Annotated in this window: 27 protein-coding genes; all 27 read right to left on the bottom strand. The window is 36.7% G+C overall.

Annotation, left to right across the window (positions count from 1 at the left end):
• Positions 1 to 4: 4 nt before the first annotated feature.
• The gene (locus MKX29_RS22500) at positions 5 to 640 is read right to left on the bottom strand and encodes a chemotaxis protein CheC (protein WP_341107897.1); all 636 of its coding nucleotides are present in this window, start codon (positions 638 to 640) and stop codon (positions 5 to 7) included.
• Complete coding sequence (locus MKX29_RS22505; protein ID WP_341107898.1) at positions 633 to 1,091, bottom strand: chemotaxis protein CheW; 459 nt, start codon at positions 1,089 to 1,091, stop codon at positions 633 to 635. The genes MKX29_RS22500 and MKX29_RS22505 overlap by 8 nt, the downstream gene beginning before the upstream one ends.
• Before the next feature lie 21 nt (positions 1,092 to 1,112).
• Positions 1,113 to 3,116: a chemotaxis protein CheA gene (locus tag MKX29_RS22510; RefSeq protein ID WP_341107900.1), complete on the bottom strand. Its 2,004-nt coding sequence runs from the start codon at positions 3,114 to 3,116 to the stop codon at positions 1,113 to 1,115.
• A gap of 15 nt (positions 3,117 to 3,131) precedes the next feature.
• Positions 3,132 to 4,217, bottom strand: a complete 1,086-nt coding sequence (locus tag MKX29_RS22515) for a protein-glutamate methylesterase/protein-glutamine glutaminase (RefSeq protein WP_341107903.1) — start codon at positions 4,215 to 4,217, stop codon at positions 3,132 to 3,134.
• A complete protein-coding gene (locus MKX29_RS22520) occupies positions 4,217 to 5,089 on the bottom strand; it encodes a MinD/ParA family protein (protein WP_289433536.1) in 873 nt (290 codons plus the stop codon). Before MKX29_RS22520 ends, MKX29_RS22515 begins: the two co-directional genes overlap by 1 nt.
• Positions 5,082 to 6,212 carry a flagellar biosynthesis protein FlhF gene (flhF, locus tag MKX29_RS22525; protein ID WP_341107905.1) on the bottom strand — a complete coding sequence of 377 codons (1,131 nt, stop codon included), beginning with the start codon at positions 6,210 to 6,212 and terminating at the stop codon, positions 5,082 to 5,084. Before flhF ends, MKX29_RS22520 begins: the two co-directional genes overlap by 8 nt.
• Positions 6,212 to 8,245, bottom strand: a complete 2,034-nt coding sequence (flhA, locus tag MKX29_RS22530) for a flagellar biosynthesis protein FlhA (RefSeq protein WP_095369514.1) — start codon at positions 8,243 to 8,245, stop codon at positions 6,212 to 6,214. Before flhA ends, flhF begins: the two co-directional genes overlap by 1 nt.
• A gap of 73 nt (positions 8,246 to 8,318) precedes the next feature.
• Positions 8,319 to 9,404, bottom strand: a complete 1,086-nt coding sequence (flhB, locus tag MKX29_RS22535; protein ID WP_224938611.1) for a flagellar biosynthesis protein FlhB — start codon at positions 9,402 to 9,404, stop codon at positions 8,319 to 8,321.
• 4 nt (positions 9,405 to 9,408) lie between these two features.
• Positions 9,409 to 10,185 carry a flagellar biosynthetic protein FliR gene (gene fliR, locus MKX29_RS22540; protein WP_341107908.1) on the bottom strand — a complete coding sequence of 259 codons (777 nt, stop codon included), beginning with the start codon at positions 10,183 to 10,185 and terminating at the stop codon, positions 9,409 to 9,411.
• Between the two features lie 7 nt (positions 10,186 to 10,192).
• Positions 10,193 to 10,462 (bottom strand): flagellar biosynthesis protein FliQ, encoded by a 270-nt coding sequence (gene fliQ / locus MKX29_RS22545; RefSeq protein WP_095369517.1) that lies wholly within the window; start codon positions 10,460 to 10,462, stop codon positions 10,193 to 10,195.
• A gap of 19 nt (positions 10,463 to 10,481) precedes the next feature.
• The gene (gene fliP, locus MKX29_RS22550; protein WP_095369518.1) at positions 10,482 to 11,147 is read right to left on the bottom strand and encodes a flagellar type III secretion system pore protein FliP; all 666 of its coding nucleotides are present in this window, start codon (positions 11,145 to 11,147) and stop codon (positions 10,482 to 10,484) included.
• Positions 11,140 to 11,814 carry a flagellar biosynthetic protein FliO gene (locus MKX29_RS22555; protein WP_341107910.1) on the bottom strand — a complete coding sequence of 225 codons (675 nt, stop codon included), beginning with the start codon at positions 11,812 to 11,814 and terminating at the stop codon, positions 11,140 to 11,142. Before MKX29_RS22555 ends, fliP begins: the two co-directional genes overlap by 8 nt.
• Before the next feature lie 20 nt (positions 11,815 to 11,834).
• Positions 11,835 to 12,200 carry a response regulator gene (locus MKX29_RS22560; protein ID WP_095369520.1) on the bottom strand — a complete coding sequence of 122 codons (366 nt, stop codon included), beginning with the start codon at positions 12,198 to 12,200 and terminating at the stop codon, positions 11,835 to 11,837.
• 17 nt (positions 12,201 to 12,217) lie between these two features.
• Positions 12,218 to 13,432 (bottom strand): flagellar motor switch phosphatase FliY, encoded by a 1,215-nt coding sequence (gene fliY, locus MKX29_RS22565; protein WP_224938607.1) that lies wholly within the window; start codon positions 13,430 to 13,432, stop codon positions 12,218 to 12,220.
• Complete coding sequence (gene fliM, locus MKX29_RS22570) at positions 13,425 to 14,420, bottom strand: flagellar motor switch protein FliM (protein ID WP_289433531.1); 996 nt, start codon at positions 14,418 to 14,420, stop codon at positions 13,425 to 13,427. The genes fliY and fliM overlap by 8 nt, the downstream gene beginning before the upstream one ends.
• Positions 14,421 to 14,489: 69 nt before the next feature.
• A complete protein-coding gene (fliL, locus tag MKX29_RS22575; protein WP_095369523.1) occupies positions 14,490 to 14,903 on the bottom strand; it encodes a flagellar basal body-associated protein FliL in 414 nt (137 codons plus the stop codon).
• Positions 14,896 to 15,120 (bottom strand): flagellar FlbD family protein, encoded by a 225-nt coding sequence (locus MKX29_RS22580; RefSeq protein WP_095369524.1) that lies wholly within the window; start codon positions 15,118 to 15,120, stop codon positions 14,896 to 14,898. Before MKX29_RS22580 ends, fliL begins: the two co-directional genes overlap by 8 nt.
• Positions 15,121 to 15,163: 43 nt before the next feature.
• Positions 15,164 to 16,651 carry a flagellar hook protein FlgE gene (locus tag MKX29_RS22585; protein WP_341107913.1) on the bottom strand — a complete coding sequence of 496 codons (1,488 nt, stop codon included), beginning with the start codon at positions 16,649 to 16,651 and terminating at the stop codon, positions 15,164 to 15,166.
• A gap of 41 nt (positions 16,652 to 16,692) precedes the next feature.
• A complete protein-coding gene (gene flgD / locus MKX29_RS22590; protein WP_341107915.1) occupies positions 16,693 to 17,322 on the bottom strand; it encodes a flagellar hook assembly protein FlgD in 630 nt (209 codons plus the stop codon).
• A 12-nt stretch (positions 17,323 to 17,334) separates the two neighbouring features.
• Positions 17,335 to 18,642 carry a flagellar hook-length control protein FliK gene (locus MKX29_RS22595; protein ID WP_341107917.1) on the bottom strand — a complete coding sequence of 436 codons (1,308 nt, stop codon included), beginning with the start codon at positions 18,640 to 18,642 and terminating at the stop codon, positions 17,335 to 17,337.
• A 15-nt stretch (positions 18,643 to 18,657) separates the two neighbouring features.
• A complete protein-coding gene (locus MKX29_RS22600) occupies positions 18,658 to 19,278 on the bottom strand; it encodes a MotE family protein (RefSeq protein ID WP_341107920.1) in 621 nt (206 codons plus the stop codon).
• 8 nt (positions 19,279 to 19,286) lie between these two features.
• A complete protein-coding gene (fliJ, locus tag MKX29_RS22605) occupies positions 19,287 to 19,730 on the bottom strand; it encodes a flagellar export protein FliJ (protein WP_224938601.1) in 444 nt (147 codons plus the stop codon).
• Positions 19,731 to 19,733: 3 nt separating this feature from the next.
• Positions 19,734 to 21,053, bottom strand: a complete 1,320-nt coding sequence (fliI, locus tag MKX29_RS22610) for a flagellar protein export ATPase FliI (RefSeq protein ID WP_341107922.1) — start codon at positions 21,051 to 21,053, stop codon at positions 19,734 to 19,736.
• Positions 21,040 to 21,807: a flagellar assembly protein FliH gene (gene fliH / locus MKX29_RS22615; RefSeq protein WP_341107924.1), complete on the bottom strand. Its 768-nt coding sequence runs from the start codon at positions 21,805 to 21,807 to the stop codon at positions 21,040 to 21,042. The genes fliI and fliH overlap by 14 nt, the downstream gene beginning before the upstream one ends.
• Entirely contained in the window at positions 21,800 to 22,813 is a 1,014-nt protein-coding gene (fliG, locus tag MKX29_RS22620) for a flagellar motor switch protein FliG (RefSeq protein WP_251166478.1), read from the bottom strand. The genes fliH and fliG overlap by 8 nt, the downstream gene beginning before the upstream one ends.
• Positions 22,814 to 22,827: 14 nt before the next feature.
• Entirely contained in the window at positions 22,828 to 24,426 is a 1,599-nt protein-coding gene (fliF, locus tag MKX29_RS22625; protein WP_341107927.1) for a flagellar basal-body MS-ring/collar protein FliF, read from the bottom strand.
• A gap of 51 nt (positions 24,427 to 24,477) precedes the next feature.
• The gene (fliE, locus tag MKX29_RS22630; protein ID WP_224938596.1) at positions 24,478 to 24,786 is read right to left on the bottom strand and encodes a flagellar hook-basal body complex protein FliE; all 309 of its coding nucleotides are present in this window, start codon (positions 24,784 to 24,786) and stop codon (positions 24,478 to 24,480) included.
• Position 24,787: the final 1 nt, after the last annotated feature.

The following is a 24,787-nucleotide window of genomic DNA, read 5'->3' on the forward strand; positions in this document are numbered from 1 at the left end:
ATATTTATCCGTCACATCTCTTTAAGATTTCAGATAACGAGTGATTATCGAGGAAGATCAATAAGTGACAAAGCTCTTCTTTCGATTCTTCAACAATCTCCATACTCGTTTGAATAACTAATAACTCATCATAGTCGTATGATTGTGTAATACAAGCATCACTGATTAGTGCAGCTGACATATCGATACTTATAGCAGGAAGTGAGCAAAAGAGTGGTTCTTCAAAAAAATCCCCAAGTGCTGAAGCGTAGGCGCCTGTTAACATATTCATTAATTCCGCTAATGCTGATTGTTCCATGTGATCGTATAGACTACTAAATATTTCATTTTGGTTTTGTAGCAAGTCTGCTATCCACCGTTCTACATTTTGATAAGACAGTAATAATAATAGTTGGCTTGAAAGAGAGCCTGAGACTTGCGATAGACCCCCAACCGTTACATTCTCGTCATTACCGTTCGCCTCGACTACCTCTTGATAGGTATATATGTGAACCGAGGGAACCTGCATATTTACTTTTTTATCCAATAAAGAAGAAAGTGCTGTTGCTGCATTACCTGCACCAATATTTGCTACCTCTTTTAACATATCAATAAATTTTGGGAGATGGTGTCGATCATTAATAGAATAAGAATCAGCCATTAACTTCTACATTCTCCTCTATATTTAATACTTTAGCTAAGTCAATCAAAATAAGAATTTGTTGATTCATTTTGGCGACAGCTTTTATATAATCAAATGACTCTGTTCCCACCACTTCAGGCGGGGGCTCTAATTGTGATGTTGCCACATCTATCACATCATTAGCTGCATCGACAATTAACCCCACTTCCTTTTCACCTTTTTTCGTAATAATAATTCTAGTATGTTCGGAATACGGGTGTTCGGGTAAATTAAATCTTGTGCGTAAATCGACAATTGGCAGTATAACACCACGAAGATTAATGACACCTTTAATATACTTCTCTGTTCCTGGCACTCTCGTAATATGTTCTATTTTTTCTATTGAGAGTACATCTGCAACAGGTACCCCATATTCTTTATCACCAAGCTGAAATACAATTAATTGAACAGTATGTTGTTTATTTTCCACAGTCCAATCACCATCTTCCTATTATTTTATCAACTCATTACAATCAATAATTAGCGCTACTTGTCCATCGCCTAATATTGTCGCACCCGATATGGCAAAAACATTCGTTAAATAATCACCTAATGATTTCAGTACAATCTCTTGTTGCCCGATAAAAGAACTCACGATTAATGCAGCCAGCTTTTCTCCTTTTCGAACAATAACAACTGAAAGCGTCTCTGGTATTTCTTCACTTTCATCATTCACTTCAAAAATAGATTGTAAAGAAACGAGCGGAACGACTTTACCTCTAAAATCGATTACTTGCTGATTATGTGTTTTCATAATGTCAGCTTTTTTTATAATTGCTGTTTCAATAATAGACGATAAAGGAATAGCATACTTTTCATTCTCTACTTCTACTAACATAGCGGAAATAATTGAAAGGGTTAAAGGTAATTGAATAGAGAAGGTTGAGCCGTTTCCTTCATTAGACTGAATCGTAACATATCCACCTAATGATTCAATTGTACTTTTCACAACATCTAAACCGACGCCTCTGCCCGAAACATCAGAAATTTCCTTAGCTGTAGAAAAGCCTGATGAAAAAATAAGCTGATAAATATCTTGATCTTCCATAGAAGCGATCTCTTCTTCTTTAATAATCCCTTTAGAAATGGCTTTTCGACACACATTGTCTTTATTTATTCCTGCCCCATCATCCGTTATTTCTATGAAAATATGATTTCCACTATGGTAAGCCTTCAAGATAATTGTTCCTTGTTGTGACTTACCTTTTGCTATACGCTCTTCGGGCTTTTCAATTCCATGATCCATTGCATTTCTAATCAAATGAACGAGTGGATCACCAATTTCATCAATGACTGTTCGATCTAATTCCGTTTGGGCACCAATAATCTCTAGGTTGACAGACTTATGCAAATCTTTCGCCAGTTGTCTAACCATTTTAGGAAAACGATTGAAGACTGTATCAATTGGAACCATCCTCATATTGAGAATTATATTTTGCAAATCTCCGGAAATACGAGACATATGTTCAACTGTTTCTTGTAACCCTTGATGGTCTAAATCTTGTGAAATTTGTAGTAGACGTCCTCTATCTATCACCAATTCCTCAAATAAATTCATTAAGATATCTAGTCGTTCAATGTTTACCCTAATCGTTTTCGTTGCATGTTTGCTCTGCTGTTTGAATGATGAAGTCTGTTGCTGTGTTACTTCAACCTCTTTTTCTGTAGGCAATACCACTTGTTCTACAGCTACCGCCGCTTCTTCACTTGCCTGAGACAAATCTATCGCTATGATTTCGACAGCGTCGATTTCAGATATTTTCAACAGTTCCATTTCAATCTCTTCTTTTGTATTAGAAGAGAGAATAGTTACTGTAAACTCAAAGTCAAATTGTTCCTCTTCAAGAGCAGTTGCCTGAGGGTGCGATTTAATGATTTCTCCATTTTTCTCTAGTGTTTCAAAAACCATAAACACTCGAACTGCTTTTAATAAACAATCTTTATGTAATTGCACTGTCACTTCAAAGGGGTGATAATCGGTATCTTTTGATTGACTTAATACAGTCCATTCATAATCATCGTAGGTCAGCTTCCCAAATTGCACAGTTTCCGGTGCATTTACATTCTCAAGCTGTTCTTTGCCATCCAAGCTTTGCAATTGTTTCACTACAGTCTCTACATTCAATTGTCCATTGCCTCCACTGGCAATAGATTCTACCATTTCTTCTAAGTAATCAGCTGCTAAAAATAATACATCAAGTACTTGTGAAGATACAGCTAATTTCTCATTACGAATAAGATCTAACACGTTCTCCATTTGATGAGTTAATTGGGCTAGATCATTAAACTCCATCGTAGCTGACATGCCTTTTAAAGTATGAGCAGAGCGAAAAATTTCATTAACAATGAATAAATCCTCTGGACTTTGCTCTAATTTAAGCAGCAAATCATTACAATTTTGTAGATGTTCTTTACTTTCTTCAATAAAAAGATCTAAATATTGGTTCATTTCCATCTAAGGACACCTCCATTAAACATACTTCAAGATTGTAGATGAGACATTTTGTAACTCTACCACTTCATCAGCTAATCCATTATCAACTATCGCTTTTGGCATCCCGTAAACGATGGCTGTTTCTTTCGATTCGGCAATAATTGTTGTATTCGTTTTCTCTTTTAACTTTTGTACTCCCTTTTTTCCATCTACGCCCATTCCGGTCAATACGACAGCTACCTGTCTATAGCCCTGCAATTCACTAAATGAAGCAAATAGCATATCGGCAGATGGACAATGCCCCACTTTTTTCTCCGGTGGTAATAAATGAGCGAAAAGAAAACTGCCTTTTTGATTTATAGTAAAATGTAAGCCGCCTTTAGCAATATAAGCCACACCTTTCTCCAACTTTTCTCCATCTTCTACTTCTTTCACCGTAATATGAGTCATTTGATTCAATCGGTTTGCTAATGAATGGGTGAAATACGGTGGCATATGTTGGACAATCAGTATTGTTGCATTTATATCTTGCGGAAAACTTTGTAAAATAGATTGAATGGCTCTTGGTCCTCCTGTTGATGCAGCAATTGTAACGAGTAAAGGTTTTTTCTCTCTTAATACTAAATGCTCACCCTTTAGTTCTATATTACTATAATCAGCAGATGTTTTTATGTTTTTATGGGGTTGTTTTATAGGACTAATTAACGATTTCATGTTTGTTTGTCGGGCTATTTTCACTTTTTCTATTAAATCATGCTTGATTTTATATAAATCTAAGGAAATTGGACCCGATGGCTTTTCTATAAAATCAAATGCGCCATATTTAAATGCTAGTATCGTATGATCTGTACTTACTTTCGCGGCACTAGATAACATGATAACTGGTAGAGGTTTATTTGCCATTATTTTTTGCAGCGCCTCAAGTCCATTCATAATAGGCATTTCAATATCTAGTGTAACGACATCAGGCTGTTTTTGAATCACTTCACGGACGCCCTCTTCCCCATTCCTCGCTACACCTATTACTTCTATTAGTGGATCTCCAGATAAAAAATCGGTAATTAGCTTTCTCATAAATGCTGAGTCATCAATTACAACTACCTTTATCTTACTCACACCCATCACCTCCTACTTAAAAGCAAATGTTTTAAACGCTGGATAAAAGAAGTACTGCTTCCTTGTTCCACTCCTTCTATTTCATTTAATAATTGAGAAGTAATGAGTGCTAATTGTTTAGCAGCTTGTCCTTGTCGATCCAATTGGACAAAAGGGACTTGGTGTTGAACGGCTTTTTTCACTTTTTTATCTTCAAACACACATCCTAAATATACAATTTCCAATTGTAAGAACTTCTTGACTACTGCCGAAATACGTTCGTATGCTTCACCAGCTTGCTGTATTTCATCAACGCGATTCATAATCATTGAAAATTGAACATCCGACTGATTTCGGGCAATTTGTTTTATCGCACCGTAAGCATCCATTATAGCTGGAGGCTCTGGTGTTGTAACAACGATCACTTCTTTAGAAGATGAAATAAATGAAACAGCTTCCAAACTCATCCCTGCTCCCATATCTAAAATGATGAAATCATATGTCCTTAAAACGACACTTAAATCATCAAGGAAGTTTTCCACCTTTTGTTTATCCAGTTGCAATATATTTGAGAGTCCTGAACCACCGGCAATCATATCAATACCTAATGGCCCCTTTTCTATTAACTCATTAAATGAGCGCTTTTCATGAAAATAATCAGCTAAAGTAAACGGAAAAGAACGACCGATTAGAATATCTTGATTCCCCATACCTATATCCATGTCAATTAACAAGACTTTCTTCTGTTGCTCTTTCAATAAAATGGATAGATTCAAAGATATATTTGACTTCCCCACGCCCCCTTTACCACTAATCACAGAGATGACACGACCTTCTTGATTGATAAAGGGTTGATTATTCCTTAAATGATCACGTAGTTTAGCTGCTTGATCATACATAAGCCGAATCCTTTTTGAGAACGATATTCAAAAATTTCTCCTTTGTCATCTCTTGCAAGTCTTCGGGTACTTCTTGTCCATTTGTCATATAAGCAATCCCTTTTTGAAAACGAAATACCATTTCTCCTACTGCATTTAGGTTGCTTGTTTCATCTATTTTAGTAAATAGGAAACGGTCAATGTCCATTTTGGTAAATTGCTCATAGATCTCTTTCATATCTTCTACTTTTGCAGTAAGTGACAGCACCAGGAACGTCTCAGTCGGAGAATCAGTGGCTTTTGTTACAGAGGAAAGCTCCTTTATATTTTCCTCGAGACGATAATTCCTTCCTGCTGTATCTATAAATATCACATCGTAATGAGCAAACTTCTCTACTGCATGTTGATAATCTTCAGCAGAATAGCAAACCTCTAGAGGTGCATGGAAAATATCGGCATATGTTCTTAATTGCTCAATAGCAGCAATACGATACGTATCAGTTGTAATAAATGCTACCTGTTTCTTATGCTTTAATACAGCTTCAGCAGCCAGTTTAGCAATGGTAGTTGTTTTCCCAACCCCTGTTGGACCTACCAGTTTAATTAATTTATTGTTAAAAGTAATACCGCCAAATGAAATACCTTCTAGTTTACTAGTCAGATATTCTTCTATCCATTCTGTCACCTTGCTATCACGTAATTGCTCTGATTCTTTATACCATCTCGATAATAGATGGTCTGTCATCTCACTTATAAGAAATGCTGGCAATTCCAAATGGTGTAATCGTTCAATCATTGTTTTAACATCTGTTGGCACGATTTCAGTTTGCCTATGTAAATTGTCTGGCTTTTCTTTCATTAGCCCTTTTACTTCATTCAACTGCGTAATTATTTGTTGCATATTCTCTAACTCACTTGAAGAAGTCTGCGTATGAAAGGCTGGTGGTTGATTAGATTTCTGCTGCTTTGCCTCAGGGTCGACACCTGCCATAATCTCTAGTTGCTCCTTTTTAAAGAGACCGAGAAATCCCGTTGCTTTTTTAGTTTTTTTCGTCTGTAAGATCATGGCATCTGGTCCTAAATCTTTACGTATTCTCTCTAATCCTTCTGCCATTGTATTAACAGTAAATTTTTTCACTTTCATTATAGATTCACCACTCCAACGCTTTGTACTTCTGCATTAGCTTCAATCTCATTGTAAGAGAGAATAGGCACTTGAGGAAAATACCTTTCCGTCAATTGTCTTACATATAAACGAACAGCAGGTGAACATAAGACCACTGGTGTATGATTCAACATAGAGCTTTGTTCGATTTGGTTTGCGAGAGACTCTAAAATCGTTTGTGTTTGTGTCGGATCTACCGATAAAAAACGCCCCTGTTCTGTTTGCTGAATCCCATCAGCAATAATCTTTTCTACTTTTCCAGATAAAGTAATCACTTTTAACGATTCACCTTCATCATGAAATTGATCGGTGATTTGCCTAGCAAGTGCTTGGCGAACATACTCCGTTAATAAATCTGTATCAGTTGTCGATCTAACAGTATCTGCTAAACTTTCAAATATCACTGGTAGATTCTTAATAGAGATGTTTTCTCTAAGTAATTTCGCCAGCACTTTTTGAATATCTCCCGTTGTTAAAGGCGTCGGTGTGACTTCTTCCACCAATATAGGATAACTTGATTGTAAATGATCGATTAATTGCTTCGTTTCTTGACGACCTATTAACTCATGAGCATTATTTTTAATCACTTCAGTTAAATGAGTGGACACAACTGAGGGGGGATCAACAACGGTATAACCGTAAATTTCAGCTTGCTCTTTCGTGTCTTCATTAATCCATTTAGCTGGTAAGCCAAATGAGGGTTCGATTGTGTCAATTCCTTCAATAGAATCTTCCTCTACACCTGGACTCATGGCTAGATAATGATCTAACAAAAGCTCCCCTTTGGCCATGACATTCCCTTTTATTTTGAGTCGATACTCATTAGGTTGTAATTGAATATTATCTCTAATGCGAACGACAGGGATGATAATTCCTAACTCTATGGCTAATTGCCTTCTAATCATAACGATTCGATCAAGTAAATCGCCACCTTGATTCCCATCTGCTAGTGGGATAAGCCCATAGCCAAATTCAAATTCTATCGGATCAACATTTAATAGATTAATCACACTCTCAGGGCTTTTCATTTCATCTGTTTGCACTTCTTCTTCAATTTCTTGTAATTGTTCTTTGTCAGGTGCTGGTGTTTTAGAAATAAAATACCCACCTGCTATTAACAAGCCTGCGATAGGAAGTGTTAATAACAAACCAATCGGTGTAAACACACCTAAGAAAAGAATAGTCGCGCCGGCAATATAGAGCATTTTAGGATATGAAAATAATTGCCCAGTTATATCTGATCCAATATTCCCCTCTGAAGCTGACCTAGTGACAACTAAACCAGTAGCAGTAGACATTAGAAGAGCTGGTATTTGGCTCACTAATCCATCACCAATTGTTAACATAGAAAAATGAGTGGCAGCCTCTCCTATTGGTAAACCTAATTGCGTGACACCAATGATAATTCCAACGATTAAATTTATTAATGTTATAATAATTGACGCAATGGCATCGCCTTTTACAAATTTACTTGCACCATCCATCGCTCCATAGAAATCTGCTTCCCGCCCGATTTTTTCACGACGATTTCTAGCATCTTGTTCAGAGATCATCCCAGCATTTAAATCTGCATCAATACTCATTTGCTTTCCAGGCATTGCATCCAAAGTAAATCTTGCTGCAACCTCAGAAACCCGCTCAGTCCCTTTTGTAATAACAATAAACTGAACGATAACGAGAATGATGAACACAACTAAACCGACGATTACGTTACCTCCAGTAACAAAGGAACCAAAGGTTTCAACCACTTTTCCCGCATCACCTTCGGAAAGGATGGCACGCATCGTAGAGACATTCAACCCGATGCGAAATAAAGTCATTAAAAGAACAAGCGATGGAAATATAGAAAATTCCAGTGCTTCCTTCATACTCATGGCCATGAGTAAAACCATAAGTGCGAGCGCCATATTAATGATAATTAAAATACTTAATAGCCAATGGGGAAAAGGAATGATGAGCATTGCAACAATTAGAATAACGCTCAACAACACCGATAAATCTTTTACAGCCATCTGATTCTCTCCTAACGATATATAAAACAATCTATCTCTCCATCTTTTGATAGATGGGTATTTTTAATAGTTATCATTTCTCCAATTGGTTTTTCACTTTATATACATAAGCTAAAACTTCAGCAACCGCTTTAAAAAACTCTTCAGGTATACTCTCGCCAATATCAACTTGATCATAAAGGCCTCTAGCAAGCGGTCTATTCTCTACCATGATTACTTTATGTTCATTAGCGATTAATTTTATTTTCTGTGCGACATGGTCGACCCCTTTAGCTGTAAGAATAGGTGCGTCTGCTTTCGACTCATCATATTTCAAACAGATAGCATAGTGAGTGGGATTGGTAATGATGACATCTGCTTTTGGCACTTCTTGCATCATTCTTCTTGTCGCCATCTCCCTCTGCCTTTGCTTAATTTTAGATTTAATTAAAGGGTCTCCCTCCGAACTTTTATGTTCATCTTTTATATCTTGCTTTGACATTCGTAAATTCTTTTCATAATCATATTTTTGGTATAAATAATCTAATATTGCTAGAACCAATAACGCTAAGGAAGCAAATATCCCCATTTGGATGGTTAAATCAATGACTGTTTTCATTGCAGCCCCTATTGTTTTTTGTGAAAGAATGAGAATCTCGTCAATTCTTAACCACAAAATCGAAAAAACAACGACGCCAATGATACTAATTTTAAGAATCGATTTTAACAATTCAACGATGGCTCGGAGAGAAAAAATCCTCTTAAAGCCTTTAATCGGATCTAACTTCTCAAGCTTCGGTTCAACTGGTTTTGTCGTAAATAACACGCCAACTTGTATATAATTTGCAATGATTCCTGCGATAAGGGCCACTATCATAATTGGGCCGACAATCATAATTAGTTCTTTTAAGATGTCCAATAAAATCTTAAAAACAGATGCTTCCGTTACATCAAGTAATAAATATTCATTAAAAGAATGCTCAAGCATTGTGATGATGGAAGTTTGCAGAAAATCTGCGGCAAAGAAAAAGAACATAAAAACAGCTAGTAACATAATAGCGGTATTTACATCTTGGCTTTTTGCAACTTGCCCCTTCTTACGATTATCTTGTTTCTTTTTCGGTGTTGCTTTCTCTGTCTTTTCTCCAGCAAAAAGCTGTAAATCGAGTGTGAGAAACATTTTTTTATGCCCCTCCCATCAAGTTCATCAAGCCTCGTAAGAAATACAACATTTCTTCAAACAGTTTTGATACAACTAACATCATCACACCCATCACACTAAATAAGATGATGAAGCTTACACCAATTTTCAACGGTAACCCGACAACAAAAACGTTTAGCTGAGGGAAAGTTCGAGCGAGAATCCCTAATGCCACATCAACAAGAAATAAACAGCTGACAACGGGAATAGCCATTTGAAAGGCAATAACAAACATTCTACTAAAAGCTTTCACCATATATTCAGCCATATTAGCATTTCCAAACGCAATCCACGGTTGATCTAGTGGCACATATTGATAACTATAAAAGATTCCGTCTAATAATAAATGATGACCATTGACCGATAATAGAAATAGAAGTGAGATAATGTATAAAAATTGACCCGTTAGCGGACTTTGTGCACCAGTTTGTGGATCAATGACATTCGCTAGCGCAAAACCCATTTGAAAGTCGATAAAGCCACCTGCTGTTTGAATCGCCGATAATAATAAATAAGCAAGAAAGCCGATAAACAAACCAACCAATGCTTCTTTAAGAATGAGAAAAATATACATATTGTCTATTTCAAGTAATGGTAAATCGAGTGTAAATACCATAATCCATGCAATAAAAAAGCCAAGCCCTATTTTCATTGTATTAGGAACATTCCTATATGAAAAAATCGGCATCATCACAAAAAATGAAGTAATTCTTACAAATACTAATAGGAAACTTGGAAAATAGTTGAATAATTCTTGCATAATAACTTTAACCTATATACCTTGTTAAATTAGAAAGAATATCACTCGTATAGCTAACCATATAATTTAACATCCATGGTCCAAAGACGACTATACCAACTAACACAGCGACAATCTTTGGCACAAATGCTAGCGTCTGTTCTTGAATTTGTGTTGTTGCTTGAAAGATACTCACAATTAAGCCGACCACTAAGGCTAGTAATAATAATGGTCCGCATACAATTAGTACTGCCATTATCCCCTGCTCGGCGATTGAAATTACGGTTTCCGAAGTCATTTCTCTAACATTCCCTTACTTAAAAACTTTGTAGTAGTGATTTCACTACTAAATACCAACCGTCAACTAACACGAACAATAAAATTTTAAAAGGTAATGAGATCATTACAGGTGGAAGCATCATCATTCCCATCGACATTAATACACTGGCTACGACCATATCAATGACTAGAAAAGGAATAAAAATCATAAAACCAATCTGGAAGGCTGTTTTAATTTCACTAATAGCAAATGCTGGCACTAGTGCTGTTAATGGAATCTCCTCGATAGAAGTAGGCTTTTCAGCTCCTGAATAATCTAGAAATAGCTGTAGATCCTTTTCTCTCGTATGAGCACTCATAAACTCTTTAAAGGGAAGGGAAGCTCTATCATATGCTTCCTCTAGATCAATTTCTTCATTGAATAGGGGTGATAATGCTTGTTCGTTAACCTCATGAAAAGTAGGCGCCATCACAAAAAAAGTTAAAAATAAGGCAAGTCCAATTATCACTTGATTGGGAGGCATAGATTGAGTAGCTAATGCCGTCCTAACGAAGGAGAGAACAATCACGATACGCGTAAAGCATGTCATTAATATTAAAATACTTGGCGCTAGAGAAAGTACTGTTAACATTAGTAACAGTTTAATAGATGTTGAAATATTATCGGGCGAACTGTTATTAAATATCTCCATTACTTCATTCATGTTCGTGATTACCTTTCTTCAGGTTTTCAAGTTGGTCGGAACGTTTTTTTTTCATATCTGCCAGTTGTTTACTAAGAATATCTTGAAAGGATTGGTTCTTAACTTGTTCACTTTTCGACTTCTTCATTATCTTGAAAGGTTGAGTAAGAAACTGTTTTGCTGGCAATGACTGGTCGCCTTGTTCTTCATAATTTTTTAATAAAGTATCCTGCTCTTCTTTATCAGCGACCTCACTGATGAGTTGTACATTTTCACCAACGCCTAGTATATACACTTTTTCACCTATTTTGACGACTTGCACCGAGCGATTTTGACCTAAGGCAGTCCCACCAAGGTGATTAACGACATTGGTTGATTTATAAGAGCGGCTCTTTTTATTAACAAACTTTAACAATCCATATAACAAGCCAACAACAAACACTGTAGCAAAAATCATCTGAATAAAATCCCAAGCGTTTAACCCGACTTCCGCAGTGTCTGCTGTTATTTCTTCTGAGTGTATATTTGGTTCAACCTCATTTTTCTCTGCGGATTTTTCCTCATCCTTCACCATTTCCTCAACACTTCTAGATTCAGCTGACGCAGTCACATGAAGTAACTGCGTCAAAAATAAGCAGGAAATGGTTAGTAGACATATTCTTCCTATTACTTGTTTATACATGTTCATTACATCTCACTTCTTACGGCTTATTGATTCAATGTTTTTGAAATCGCCTCGATAACCCTATCTGCTTGAAATGGTTTAACAATAAAATCTTTTGCACCTGCTTGAATGGCATCGATCACCATCGCCTGCTGTCCCATAGCAGAACACATAATAATCTTAGCTTGACTATTAATCTTTTTGATTTCCTTTAATGCTGTGATTCCGTCCATTTCCGGCATGGTAATATCCATTGTAACTAAATCAGGCATTGTTTCTTTGTACTTTTCAACGGCTTGTAAACCATCTGCTGCCTCACCTACAACCTCAAAACCATTTTTCACCAATATATCTTTAATCATCATTCTCATAAAAGCTGCGTCATCGACAATTAATATTTTTTGAGACATTTTCTATTCCTCCTTGGTTACCTTAACTTTTTAAGACGATCTTGTTGACTGATTATTGAAGTGACCCTTACACCGAAGTTTTCATCTATTACAACCACTTCACCTTTTGCTATTAATCTACTATTTATTAAAATATCTACTGGTTCGCCTGCCAATTTATCTAATTCAATAATTGACCCTTGCGTCATATCTAAAATTTCTCTTACAGATCTTTTGGTACGTCCTAATTCGACTGTTAGCTGCAAAGGTATGTCTAAGAGCATATCCAAATTATTCGTTTGCTTTTCAGCTGGTTGTTGCGAACCAAACTCTAAAAAGTTGGCCGGCTGAATCTGCGCCTGTGCCACTTGTTTTTGCATTGGCTCAGTTGGTTGTTGATAATCATTAGGCTGACTATATGTATCACCATTCTCAGTAGAGCTATGAGACATATCACTCATTGTTAAAGATGAGCTTGTCTCTTTCATCTGTGCAATCTCTTGCGGTTGAACAACATTTGCTTTTTGTTGTTCCATTTCCTTGTCACTTTGTTCTTCAGCTGTTGTTTGTAATAACTCCTTCACTAAGCTTTTGGCAAAGTGATAAGGTAATACTTGCATAATATGAGAATCAATTAATTGACCAATGATGATGCGAAAAGAGATTTTCACTAGAGGATCTTCCCTAGGAATCGTTTCTGCCCCTTCACCTGTCGTTAAATTAAGTATATCAATTGTCGGAGGTGATATATCCACCCTTTTCCCAAAAATAGTGGACATTGAAGTAGCAGCTGAGCCCATCATTTGATTCATTGCTTCTTGCACCGCACTTAAATGAATATCTCCCATATCTGGCGATGGTTGACTTCCATCACCACCAAGCATCAAATCGGCAATGATTGATGCATCATGTTGATTAATAACAAGAATATTCGTTCCCTTGAACCCTTCTGTATAATTCACCTTAATGGCAACATAAGGATGGGGGAATTCTTCGATTAATTTATCATATTCAATAACAGAAACAGAAGGAGTCGTTATTTCTACCTTCTGATTTAATAACGTAGACAAAGCTGTCGTCGAACTACCAAATGAAATATTACCTATTTCTCCAAGAGCATCTTGTTCAATAAGCGTTAGTTCTTGCCCTTTGTCTTGCTCTTCTGGAGCAGAACGAAAAAATGTTTCGTTCTCGTCTCCCGTTCCTTTTAACAATGCATCAATTTCATCTTGTGAAAGCATATCATTACTCATTTTCTTCTTCTCCTTTCACAAAATCCAAAATTTGTACAGCCATTTTTTTATGGACTTTCCCAGGTTGTCCTGTGAATTTTTGAATTTCGCCAACTTTAATCTGCATCGGTTCGTGAATGCCCTGATCCAACTCAATCACATCACCAATTGTTAAATCTAAGAAATCTTCAATATTAATATCCGTCGATCCTAATTCACAGACAACGGGAATACTGGCCATCTCAATATTCTTTGTTAATCGTTCTATCTCTTCAGGCTCTCTGTTCTTTACATCTGATTCAATCCAATATCTTACTGATAACTTTGGCATAATGGCTTCTAATGCCACATGCGGGATACAAATGTTAATCATTCCACTCGCCTCGCCTATTGTGGCAGTGAGAGATATTACGACAACTGTTTCATTAGGTGAGACCATCTGCAAGAATTGAGGATTGACTTCAAAATCTGCATAACTTGGCTCGATGTCTATTACATTACTCCAAGCCTCTTTCAAGAGAAGAAAAGCTTTCGAAAACGTATTAGACATAATTTTTGTTTCTATCTCTGTTAGGTTTTCTACTTTATTTAAGCTAGATCCTTTGCCACCCATCATGCGATCCATTAATGCGTATGCGATATTGGGATTTACTTCGATCAATATTTTCCCATCAAGTGGTGGAACATCGAAAACATTAAGGATTGTCATTTTTGGAACAGAACTAATAAACTCTTCATATGGAATTTGATCAGTAGACGTCACTGAAATTTGCGCATAAGTTCTTAATTGTGCAGAAAAGTACGTTGTTAATAACCGAGCAAAATTTTCATGAATCCTTGTTATGCTTCTAATTTGATCTTTAGAGAACCTAAGAGCACGTTTAAAATCATATGTTTTAATTTTGCGCTCACTCTGTTCCTTTTTCAGTTGATCAGCGTCCATCTCTCCAGTTGAAAGGGCTGATAGAAGCGCATCTATTTCACTTTGCGATAAAACTTCTCCTGGCAAAAAAGTCACCTCCATATCTTTGAATTAAACTCTTATTTTTAAAAGATGAGTAATCTGTCAGCAATTATGTTATTGGAGGATTGATTCAGTTATATAGATTTTTTCAATTTTGCCCGATTCCATCAGGTCATTTATTTTTTTTGTTAAATTTTTCTGTAATAATAGTTGACCATCTTTACCTCTTAAATCATCTGCTTGCATTTCTGATAACTCTTGGATCATTAAGTTCTTCACTTGGAAATCTCTTTTCTCTAACTCTTCTTTCGCCTTTTTACTCTCCACTTGAATAGTAAAAGATATCCGTATATAATCGTCACTTGCTAGATTTGTCGTAATCTGGTCAATAGAGACAGTGCGTTCAAGAATATCATCAATAGAAGACTCATTTGCATCCTTCGCAAATACATCCGTAAAGTAAAATAACGAACCACTAATAACTAGTAACAATGACAGAATTCCAACGATGAGCCATTTTTTATTCATCTTCACCGTTCTCCTCCCACATAGAATGAGCTTTAATCATCCCAACAGCCTGGTAGAACTGCTGAATACTTTCCACTACTTCTAATTCATTTTCCTTCACAACATACTTTTTACCATTGGTAAGTGTGATTGTTGTATCAGGAAATGATTCGACTGTTTCGATATAAAACGCATTTAACCTAAACGATTGACCATTTAATCTCGATAATTTTATCAATTTATTGTAATAGGCAAACCTAAGCTTGCCTAAACCTCCCTTTTTAACGTTTCAAGTTAACTAGTTCTTGAAGGATCTCATCAGACGTCGTAATAATTCTTGTATTTGCTTGGAAGCCTCTTTGTGCAGTAATCATTTCAGTAAATTCTTCTGATAAATCAACATTAGACATTTCAAGTGATCCTGCTGCTAAGCTCCCTCTTCCGTCACCTGCCATACCAATATTAGCCACACCTGAGTTGGCAGAAGCTTGATAAAGGTTATTACCAGCTTTTGTTAACCCTGAGCTATTGCTAAATTTGGCTAAAGCGATCGTTCCAAGAATATCGATAAGACCATTTGAATAGACACCATTAATTTCACCAGATGCACCAATGTTGAAGCTTTCCAGTTTCCCTTCCGTATAACCATCAGGGAATACATTGGCATTCGATGCTCCTTCTACTTGTGTAAGTGCAGAAAAATCAAGATTAACTAATAATTGACTTTCATCATCAGCCGTTGCCATATTATCTGTTACACCTGAAGGAACTGGTATTCTAATGCCTTCTTTTAACGCATCAGCACCTACGATTTGTCCATTGGCATCAAAGCTTAATGTAAGATTATCCTCAGGTTGGGTGGGTGCCGTAACATTAAACGTCCAAGTACCATTTTCTTTCACATTTGATACATCAATTTGTAAGCCATGGGCAGATAAGACGCCATTCTCCACTGCAGAAGCATCTACAGTTACCTCACCATCAGGTGTTGAAATCGTATATACATCATTATTTAACTCAACTTTCCATTCTCCTGTTTGTGTCCCCTTGTAACCTTCTGGATTTTTCACACTAATATTTCCAGCGTCATCATTTGAACTTGTGATTGTACCAACAGAAGATGGTTTTGGCTCTTCATCAAAAAAGACACCCCAGCTATTTTCGCCCACCTTTTTAAAGTACACAGTTGACGCATGGGCATTGCCATTGCTGTCAATTGTTTTTATTTGTTGATTGAATACCGTTCCAACATTCGCATCTTTTGCTAGATTTCCTTGGATAGTGATTGATTCTGTTGTTACTGAAGGAAGGGTGGCATTCACATTTACAACCACATCACCTAATACACCGTTGCTATTATATGCCTGTACTTTTAAACCCTCACTATTCACTAGACTGCCATCATCATCCAAATAAAAATTACCTGCGCGCGTATAATACTGGGCGCCGCCTTGCTGAACGATAAAGTAACCATCTCCTTCAATGCCTAAATCCAATGCTCTACCGGTCGTTTGCATACTCGATCCAGAGTGAATAACATCGATAGTAGCCAAAGTAGACCCTAGGCCAACTTGTGTTGCATTTCGCCCCCCACGTAATTCTGTCGGCGAGGATGGACCAGCCACCATTTGATTCATTGCATCTTTAAATGTCACTCTACTCTTCTTAAAACCGGCTGTATTAACATTGGCGATATTATTACCAATTACATCTAATTTTGTTTGAAAATTCTTCATCCCACTGATCCCTGAATACATTGAGCGTAACATTGCATTTCCTCCTTTAAATCATCAAATATATCATTTCGCTTTTATTCAATTTTCATAATTTGCTGAGGGGTAATTAATTTTTCAGAACCTGAAATATGAAAATATGTTTGTCCATCTTTAAAGGACACTGACTCCACTTTGGCTATTTGATTTTCCCCTTGATCATCCTGATAAGTAATTTCTTTTCCGATTAATAAACTAGATTGAACTAATGTATTCTCATCAATCGTTGGCTGATTTAGTTCAGAAATATTACTTGGTGATAACTCGGTTCCATCTTCAAGAATAAATGTGACAGTAGAATCTTTGAACTGTATGGAAGCAACTTTTCCAGTTCCTTGCTCAACTTCCACATTAGCCTCATTAGTATTTAATTTATGCCAAGTAATCTCTTTACCTACAAAATGAGAATAAGATAGTAATTGGTTCTGCTCTTGAATGTTGATCATTTCTTCCATACTTGTTGTCAGATTAGTCATTTGTTCTAAAGAAGAAAACTGAGCCATTTGTGAAATGAATTCTTTATCATCCATCGGGCTTGTTGGGTCTTGATTTTGAAGTTGAACCATTAATAGTTTTAAGAAGTCATCTTTGCCTAATGTATTGCTATTACTTGTATTGGCTACTTGTGATTGTGATAGCAATAAAGAAGAATCAATACTGTTTGTCATATAACGTACCACCTAAACCTTTAGATTTAATAATTCTGCTTCTAATTCATCGAAGAAAGAGGTTGCTTTAGCCTTTTGTTCATCTCTGCCGTTATGACCATCACCATCTTGATTTGGTTGATTCTTCTCTCTTTGATTGAACGATTCCTCTGCATGCTTTTGTTCTAATGAGGTTTGATAAATTTCGATCTTGTCGACATTGATATTTTGTGTATGAAATGCTTGTCTGAGAGTTTGTGCGCTAGATTCAAATGCATCTTTGGCTGCCTGTGTACTTGCAATAATTCTAGCAATCATCACTTGATCTTTTTGGACAATTTCTATCTTCAATGTGCCTAAATGTTCTGGTGTGAGTTGTATGCTCAGTTTTTGTATTCCATTAACCGTCGTAAATTTGGCACGAGATAAGGTATTCTCAAACTGTTTTATTAATTGTTCTGCCGGAATTGGTTTTCCATTTTGTGGAATATGTAACTGCAAAGTATCGTTCTTAGAGATTGCAACCGGATTTGTAGGAACTTGCACAGTCTTTATGTCCGGATTTTGATCCTCTATTCCTTTACTAATTGTTGCTCGTATTTCCACTTCTGTTTCCATTTGCTTCTGCTCACTATTTATTAACGTCATGCTTAGTGGTGAATGATTGACCAACTGTTGTGTTCGAAGTTGTGTCTCTTGGGCTTTTAAAGAAATGGATTGAGGTATCGGTACTACTGCTTCGTTTTCTAGTATTTTCACGATGTCTTTTACGAGACCAGCTAATTGTTGTTGATTAAATGGTGATGGTTCTGTTTGTTGATTCATCATTTGTACAAGCTTTATTGTTTGGAAGACGGCTTTGTTCTGAGTGATAAGGTCAGTTGTTTGCGTTTGCGCACGTCCACCTTCCACTGCTGAAACTAACTTTGAAAGAAAATTCTCTCTAGCTTCTGTCGTTTGAAGATCTGTAGAAATATCAGCTTGATTTGTCAACAATGACTGGATATGAGTAAAAATCAATTCCATCTCTTCTTCTTCAATGTTTAATAACTGACTAGCCTGTTCTACAACAAGCGGTTCATCACGTAAGTCGATATACATAAACGGTTGCCATTCTTCCGGCAAATCTTCCCACTCTAATACCCCGAGAGTAGATAGCAAATCATCTTGCTCTGTAACTGTATCTTTCGTGACGTCGCTATTCGGACTGACCGTTTCCACATTTGACAGAACACTCCCTAAAAATTGAGCGAAATCGCCTTTACCCATCTTCTCATTAGCTGATATTTCTTTAGTAGATTGATGGTTATTACTTATAGGTAACAGTGACATGAGTTCCATGAAACATCTCCCTCTTTATTCAGCGGCTTTCTCATCGTCATCTGTGGTAGAAGTATTTTCTACAGACGCTGTTACCAGGCTTGTAAATGAAGCAGCTTTTGTTGGTTCCATTTTTGCCAGTATATCAGCAAGTACTTCAGGTTTTACCTCTGCCAGGATTCGCACCGCTTCTTCTTCATTCATATTAGATAAAATAGGCGCAGCTTTTTTAGCAGCCATTTCTTCATAAGTTTTAATAATGTCACTAAATGCCCGCTTATTCTCTTCTTTCATTAAAACTAATTCGTCTACTCTATTCTCTAATCGTGTTTTTTCTTGGTTTGCTTTATTTAATTCATTGTCTTTACTTTCTACTTGATTTTGCAGTTGCTCAATTCTTGCCTCACGGTCATTTACCTCTGCCTCTAGTTCGATCAGTCTATTTTCCATTGTTTGCATCATTTCTATTTGATCTTCTTCAAAAAGGGTAGATAGAACAGGAACATTTTGACCATACTTTTTCGCCACATCAAAAATGTTATATCCACTTACAGTTAGGATTAATAATCCAATTGCGATAAGTCCAATTAAAGTGGTGGCAATGATCATAAATATCTTAATGACCGGTCTAGACTTTTTCTCTTTGTGACTTTCCATCTTATCACCTAAAGTTCTTTATGGATAAATTGCTGGATTGAAATATCATCCATTTCAATATTTTCTAATCTCTTCATTTCTGATACGTATTGCATCTTCTTCTTATCTTTAATGACTTCATATTTCTTGTACTCTGTCATTTTTTCTGCAAGCTTTTCTTGATAATAGTACATTTGAGTACGGGCATTCATTACTCTTTTTTGATAATGACTAATTGTCTTTTCTAAATTCGAAATAAACTGTTGTTGATAACGCATTTCCACTACTTGTAAACCACTAACTAGTCTTTCTGATTGCAATCTATCTAAATCTTCTTTTTTCTTTAGCAAATCATATAGTTTGGTCGCAGCTTCTTCAAAACGTCTCGTCGCTTGATTATAAATATCCAAAGCTTCATCTTTTTCACGTTCTTTTACATGCATAATTTTCTCGAACTTATATTTAAAAGACATTTGTTACTGTGCTCCTTCTCCAACTAGCGCAAATAGTTGTTCAATTCCATCATCGATCGTCACTTTTTCATCCGTTTGTTGTTTAAGAAAATTTAAAATTTGTGGATATAAAGCAATCGCTCGATCTATTTCTTGTGATGATCCTTTCTTATATGCACCGATATTAATTAAATCCTCTGATTGCCTATAAGTACTAAGTGATTCTCTTAAACTCTCAGCTGCTTTTATATGCCTCTTACTACTAATTTGATTCATTACACGACTGATACTTTTGAGTACATCTACAGCAGGATATTGTCCCTTATTAGCGAGCTCTCTATCTAACACATAATGACCATCCAATATACCTCTCACAGTATCAGCAATTGGTTCATTCATATCATCACCATCAACAAGCACTGTATAAAAGGCAGTGATAGACCCCTCTATGGAGGTGCCAGTTCTCTCTAACAGCTTAGGTAAAACAGAAAAAACTGATGGCGTATAGCCTTTTGTTGTCGGGGGTTCGCCAATTGCTAAACCTATTTCCCGTTGTGCCATTGCTACCCGAGTAACAGAATCCATTAGCATCATAACCTTCATACCTTTGCCACGAAAGTATTCTGCAATGGCTGTCGCAGTATAGGCCCCTTTTATTCTCATTAATGGCGGTTGATCAGAGGTAGCTACAATGACAATTGAACGTTTTAATCCTTCAAGACCAAGATCTCTCTCGATAAACTCACGGACTTCTCTTCCTCTTTCACCAATTAAAGCAATAACATTAATGTCTGCTTTTGTATTTCTGGCAATCATGCCGAGTAGGGTGCTTTTACCAACACCACTACCTGCAAAAATCCCCACTCTTTGGCCATTACCAACTGTTAATAAACTATCAATCAACCGAACGCCTACTTCAATTGGTTCGCTAATGGGTGGTCGCAATAGGGGATTTGGTGGCTCTTGTTCTGTTGGCACCTCTCTTAATCCTTTTGGAAGTAGAGACCCGTCTAATGGTTGTCCCAAGGAATCAAGGACATTCCCTACAAGAGAAGTCCCAACTTTAATTTCTAACGGTTTTCCTGTTGTTTCTACTAAACTCCCAGGCGATATATCAGTAACCGTTGTATACGGCATAAGAATAATATTCTCATCTTTAAATCCGACCACTTCTGCACGTATCTTCCTGCTCTTCTTACCTTGCACATGAATATAGCAAACATCACCAATGGAACTAACCGGCCCTTGAGATTCGATCATTAGGCCAACAACTCTCTTGACTCTCCCGTATTTTTTGAAACTATCTGTGACATGGATTTCCTCTAATAACTTATCCAAGTTCATGATGGGTCTCCAACCATTCTGATAGTCTTTCTTTGATCTCGTCTATTTGGCTTTTACACGTGGCATCAATTCGACCATTATCTGAATCAATCACACAATCTACTACAGAAAGTTCTTCATCGGGAAGGATATACAGGCCAGCTTCAACCGGTAACATTGCCTTTAGTTCATCCTTATAGCTTAATAACTCTAGATATTTATCAGGATGAACAATAAGTTTAATGTTTTTGTAATGCTTGGCTTCTTTTAATGCGTTTTTTACATAAGATTGATAGTGCTCCGTATGATGAGTTAATTCCGTTGCAATGATTTTCTCTGCTACATTCATACTAATCGTTAATATCGTTCGGTCCGCTGACTGAATAGTTTCTTCATAATCAGTTTTTGCTGCATTAATTATCTCTTTTACTTCTGCTAATCTAGATGAATATGAGTTAAATCCATCTTCTTTGCCCTTACTCATCCCGGTGAGATAACCTTCTTCATATGCCTCTTTACGTACCAATTCTTGTTCTTCTTTTGCCTTTTCCTTTTCTTCTTGAACTGTTTGATATATGCGATCAGCATGCTGATTGGCTGATTGAATAATTTCCTCCGCTCTCTTCTCTGCTTCATTAATCACCTGGTCATAATAGACAGACATCTGCTGTGATGGATGATCCTCTGATTGTTTAAACATCGGCCGAATAGAGATTGTTATTTGCTCCTCTTCACTTAAGTAATCGTGAGAAGAATGTTTAAATAACCTAGACAATAATATCATCCCCTCCGCCTCTGGCGACGATGATCTCCCCAGCTTCTTCCAGTCTGCGTACAATTGCGACAATTCTTGATTGTGCTTCTTCGACTTCTCGAAGTCGAACTGGTCCTAAAAATTCCATTTCCTCTTTAAATGTATCCACAGTACGCTGTGACATATTTTTATAAATAATCTCTTTTACTTCTTCACTAGACACTTTCAAAGAAAGCATAAGATCTTCACTTGCACAATCTCTTATCACTCGTTGAATCGCTTTATTATCAAGCGTAACAATATCCTCAAACACAAACATTCTTTTCTTTATTTCTTCAGCTAAATCTGGATCTTGAATTTCTAATGCATCAAGAATCGTACGTTCAGTTGAGCGATCCACTCCATTGAGCACTTCTACTACAGACTCAACTCCACCAGTTTGCGTATAATCTTGTGTAACAGTAGCGGACAGCTTTCTTTCTAAAATCTGTTCGACCTCATTAATAATTTCAGGAGAAGTGCCGTCCATTACTGCGATTCTTCTAGCAATATCTGCTTGCGTATTTTGAGGTAATTCCGACAGTATTTGACCAGCTTGCTGTGGTTCTAAATAAGAAAGAATTAACGCAATGGTTTGCGGATGTTCATTCTGAATAAAATTCAATATTTGTGTTGGGTCAGCTTTTCTGGCAAAATCGAATGGTCTCACTTGAAGCGACGAAGTTAAACGATTTATTATCGCTGTTGCTTGTTCGTTTCCTAATGCCTTTTCGAGCACAGTCTTCGCGTATCCGATCCCCCCTTGCGCAATGTAATCTTGAGCAAGAGCGATTTGATGAAATTCATCTAGCACATCTTCTTTTGCCTCAGTGTCTACTTTTCTTACACCGGATATTTCTAAAGTCAACTTTTCAATCTCTTCTTCACTTAAATGCTTATACACATTAGAAGCAATATCTGGACCTAAAGATATTAATAAAATGGCTGCTTTTTGCCGTCCTGAAAGATTTTTCTTCTCCCTTTTCACGCTTGACTGGCCTCCTAATCTTCCGTAATCCATGTTCTTAGGAGCTTGGCAAAGTCTTCCGGTTTCTCTTTAGCTAGCTTCTCTAATTGCTTGATTCGGATGCTTGCCTCTGTTTCCTTTACCTGATGTACATCAGGTATAGAATCATTTAATTGCTCTTCCACTTCATACTCTACAATCTCTTCTTCTTTCTCTTTTTTATTACGTAAAAATAACCATAGTAATAATATAATTACTAATAATAGTAATCCGACAACCAAATATATCCACCAAGGAATCGTTGCTGCTTCTTCATTTGGAAACTCAACTTTTCCATTGAACTCTTGAACGGAGACAGCTATTTTATTTTGTAGCTCTTCATCAGTTAACGTTTCATCCAATGTATCTTTATCGATAGATGTACGGATAATGGTTGATAAGATTTGCGTAATATCATTAATTCGATCTTGTGGCAATGAATTTGGATTATTAGCATCAGGTGGTTCCACCATTACTTGAATGCCCAAATCCCTAACTTTATACGGGCTTTCAACAATTTCTTTTCTTATTCTGTTTACTTCATTATTAATTGTTTCTTCTATTTTTTCATAATCGCCGTTGCTATTTGAACCTTCAACATAAGAAGAGCCGAGTGCATCCGCACCATCTTCACTTTGCGGGATACCCCCTTCTGTATCTCCATTCCCTGTAAAGGTTTCTGTGAGCTTTTGTGCACTAATGGCTATTCCTTCCATATTCTCTTCATCTACTGGTTCGACAAGATTTTCTTCTCTATTCTCTTGTGTAAAATCGACATCTGCTGTAACAGACACCACAACTTTTTCTTGACCCATTAATGTAGCTAGCATCGTTTGCACTTGACGTTGGATATCCTTTTCGATTTCTTTTTTTATTTCATGTTGTACGGCAAATTGATTGCCTGTCGAAAATTCTTCACTGTTTTTCAAGTCAAAGTACTCAAAGTTTTGATTAGTTATGACGATATTATCAGTAGGTAAATTAGGTACACTTTTAGACACTAAATGATAGAGTGCTTGGATTTGTTGATTTTCGAATTTATAACCTGGATCCGTGTTTAAAACGATAGACGCAGATGCTTGTTCCTCTGTTTCATTTAAAAACACACCAGATTCAGGCATGTTTATCATGACTTTAGCGTTGTTAATACCATCAATACCTTTCATTAACTCTGCTAATTCAGACTGCATCGCATCTAGTTTCATCACGTCAAATTCATTTTCCGTCATCCCGATCCCAGCATTTTGACTAAAAAATGAGTAATCAATATTACCGCTATCTGGGATACCTTCTGCAGCTAGCTCTACCATGAGGCTATCTACTTGTTCTTCTGGTACTTTAATAGCTGTACCACCTTCAACGATTTCTGACTTAATCCCCTTAGCATCTAAATTTTCTTTTATACTGCCTGTTTCTGAGGGTGTCAGGTTACTATATAGTGGGACTAAGGTGGTTCTGGTCGAAAGAAAAACAATGATACTAATACCAATGATTAATAATAACGGAGCACCGATTATTAGAGCCTTTTGCCCCTTTGTTTTCGCATCCCAGAACGTTCTCACCTTTGTACCATATGCTTGCAAAGAATCTTTCATCTAAAAATCCCCCGATGGTCCTTGGTTAGTCATCAGACGAGAATACATGTTTTACACTTGCATTCTCATCATCTCTTGATATGCTTCGACTGCCTTGTTACGTACTTCTAGTGTTAAAGACATGGATACACTCGCTTTTTGAGCGGTGATCATTACGTCGTGAAGATCAACATCCTGCCCCGTAGCAAGTTTTGTCGTCATTTCATCCGATGATATTTGCCTTTCATTTACACTATCAATTGCACTTTTCAAAGCCGAAGCAAAGCTATTATGTGCATCACTCGGTGTAATCTCTTTTACATTTTGAGCATTATCCGGACTATTTGTATGTACGACGGGAGAGAAGCTATTAATATTCATC

Source organism: Cytobacillus sp. FSL R7-0696, assembly GCF_038006865.1.
Lineage (GTDB): Bacteria > Bacillota > Bacilli > Bacillales > Cytobacillaceae > Cytobacillus > Cytobacillus kochii.